Here is a 2,821-nt window from a genome sequence, read left to right on the forward strand (position 1 = left end):
GCCGTCCCCACCGTCCTCAGCCCGGCCTCCTCGAAAGGGACCCCGTCATGCGACGACCCGCCAAGACCGCCCGGCGCACCGCGCTCACCGCCGCGACCGCCCTCGTCCTCGCCCTCACCGCCACCGCCTGCGGCGGCGGCACCACCGGCCCTGCGAGCGGCGGCGAGCTCAGCGGCCAGACCGTCACCGTCGCCGGCGTCTGGACCGGCAGCGAGCAGAAGAACTTCAAGAAGGTCCTGGACGCCTTCACCGCCAAGACCGGCGCCAAGACCGTCTTCGTCCCCTCCGGGGACAACGTCTCCACCTTCGTCGGCAGCAAGATCGAGGGCGGCAACGCGCCGGACGTCGTGATGGTCCCGCAGGTGGGCGTCCTGAAGCAGTTCGCCAAGGAGGGCTGGCTCCAGCCCCTCTCCGACGAGGCCGCGAAGACCGCCGGCGACACCCTCGCCCCCGTCTGGCGCACCTACGGCACCGTCGACGGCACCTACTACGGCCTGTACTTCAAGGCCGCGCACAAGTCCACCGTCTGGTACGCCCCCGACGCCTTCACCCAGGCCGGCGTCACCGAGCCCAAGAGCTACGCCGACCTGCTGAAGACCGGCCGCACCCTCGCCGACTCCGGCCGCCCGGCCTTCGCCATAGCCGGCGAGGACGGCTGGACCCTCACCGACTGGTTCGAGAACATCTACCTCTCCCAGGCCGGCCCCGAGAAGTACGACCAGCTCGCCCAGCACCGGATCAAGTGGACCGACGACAGCGTCGTACGCGCCCTGACCACCCTCGGCGAGCTGTTCAAGGACAAGCAGCTCGTCGCCGGAGGCGCCCAGACCGCCCTCCAGACCGACTTCCCCACCTCCGTCGAGCACGTCTTCGGCCCCCAGCCCAAGGCCGGCATGGTCTACGAGGGCGACTTCGTCGGCGGCGTCGCCAAGGACCAGTTCGGCAAGACGCCCGGCAAGGACGCCAAGTTCTTCCCGTTCCCGGCCGTCGACGGCGGCAAGGCCCCCGTCGTCAGCGGCGGCGACGCCGCCGTCGTCCTCAAGCAGGGCAAGAACCCCAAGGCCGGCATGGAACTCCTCGAGTTCCTCGCCGGCCCCGAGGCGGCCGCGATCTGGGCCGGCGCCGGCGGCTTCCTCTCCCCGAACGGCAAGGTCGACCCGGCCGCCTACGCCGACGACACCACCCGCAGCACCGCCCGCTCCCTCGTCGAGGCCGGCGACTCCGTCCGGTTCGACATGTCCGACCAGGCGCCGGCCGCCTTCGGCGGCACCAAGGGCGCCGGCGAATGGAAGATCCTCCAGGACTTCCTGCGCGACCCGTCGGACCCGCAGGGCACGGCCGCCAAGCTGGAGGCCGAAGCCGCCAAGGCCTACGGGAACTGAGGCCCTCCATGGCTCCCACCGCCACCGCCCCCGCCCGCGCCGCGGCCGACCCGCGGCGCCGGGCCCTGGCGAGGAAGCGCCGCCTCGCCGTCGCCTTCGTCCTGCCGGCGCTGCTCCTGCTCGGCGCGCTCGTCGTCTACCCCGTCTTCTTCTCCTTCGGCCGCAGCCTCTTCGACGCCAGCGGCGACCGGTTCGTCGGGGCCGGGAACTACGCGGCGATCCTCCAGGACCCCGCCACCCTCAAGGCCATCCGCAACAGCACCATCTGGGTCGTCGTCGCCCCCACCCTGCTCACCGGCCTCGGCCTGGTCCTCGCGGTCCTCACCGAGAAGGTGCGCTGGGCGACCGCCTTCAAACTGGTGCTCTTCCTGCCGATGGCCGTGTCCTTCCTCGCCGCCGGGATCATCTTCCGCCTCGCCTACGAGCAGAACCCCGACCGGGGCGTCCTCAACGCCGTCGCCGTCGGCATCCACGACACCTTCGAGGACACCGCCGCCTACCCCACGGCCCGCGCCCGCGAGGGCCACGGCCTGGCCGGCGCGCCCGGCGGCCCGTACAGCACCGAGCGGACGGTCCGCCCCGGCGGCTCCGTCGGCCTCGGACTCGTCGGAGTCGGCCCGGACGCCCTGCCCGCGGCCGCGAAGCCCGCCCCCGCACCCGCGGACACCGCGGGCGGCTCGGACGCGGACGCGATCACCGGCACCGTCTACCTGGACTTCGCACCCGGCGGCGCCGGCACCCCCGGCACGGTCGACCCCGGCGAGAAGGGCCTGCCGGGGATGAAGGTCGAGGCCGTACGCGAGGGCGAGGTCGCGGCGACCGCCACCGCCGCCCCCGACGGCACGTTCCGCCTGGCCGGACTCGCCCCCGGCGACTACACCGTCCGCCTGCCCGCGGCCAACTTCGCCGCCCCCTACCAGGGCGTGGACTGGCTGGGCCCGGCCCTGATCACCCCGGCCGTCATCGGCGCCTACCTGTGGGTGTGGACCGGCTTCGCGATGGTCCTCATCGGCGCCGGACTCGCCGCCATCCCCCGCGACGCCCTGGAAGCCGCACGGATGGACGGCGCCAGCGAGGGCCAGATCTTCCGCAAGATCACCGTGCCGCTGCTCGCGCCCGTCCTCACCGTCGTCTTCGTCACCCTCGTGATCAACGTGATGAAGGTCTTCGACCTCGTCTACATCATCGCCCCCGGCCCCGTACAGGAGGAGGCGAACGTCCTGGCCACCCGCATGTGGCTGGTCTCCTTCGGCGGCGGCAACGACCAGGGCCTCGGCAGCGCCCTCAGCATCGTCCTCCTCCTGCTGGTCGTCCCCGCAATGGTCTTCAACATCCGGCGGTTCCGAAGGAGTGGAACATGACCAGCCACGACACCATCGAGCGCCGCCCCTCCCCGCCGGAGGCGGCGGCCGCCCGCCCCGGGCCGGCCCCCTCCGGGC

At 73.0% G+C, this 2,821-nt stretch carries 2 protein-coding genes; both read left to right on the forward strand.

Annotated elements, in window-relative coordinates; translation table 11 throughout:
* The first annotated feature begins 47 nt into the window (after positions 1-47).
* On the forward strand, positions 48-1,382 hold the full coding sequence (locus EF903_RS31235) for an ABC transporter substrate-binding protein (RefSeq protein WP_125548341.1): 1,335 nt from the start codon (positions 48-50) through the stop codon (positions 1,380-1,382).
* A gap of 8 nt (positions 1,383-1,390) precedes the next feature.
* Positions 1,391-2,743, forward strand: coding sequence for an ABC transporter permease subunit (locus EF903_RS31240; protein ID WP_125548342.1), 1,353 nt, complete (start codon positions 1,391-1,393; stop codon positions 2,741-2,743).
* The last annotated feature ends 78 nt before the right edge of the window (positions 2,744-2,821 follow it).

The sequence above is a fragment of the Streptomyces sp. WAC05292 genome (genome assembly GCF_003949955.1).
Classification (GTDB): Bacteria; Actinomycetota; Actinomycetes; order Streptomycetales; family Streptomycetaceae; genus Streptomyces; species Streptomyces globosus.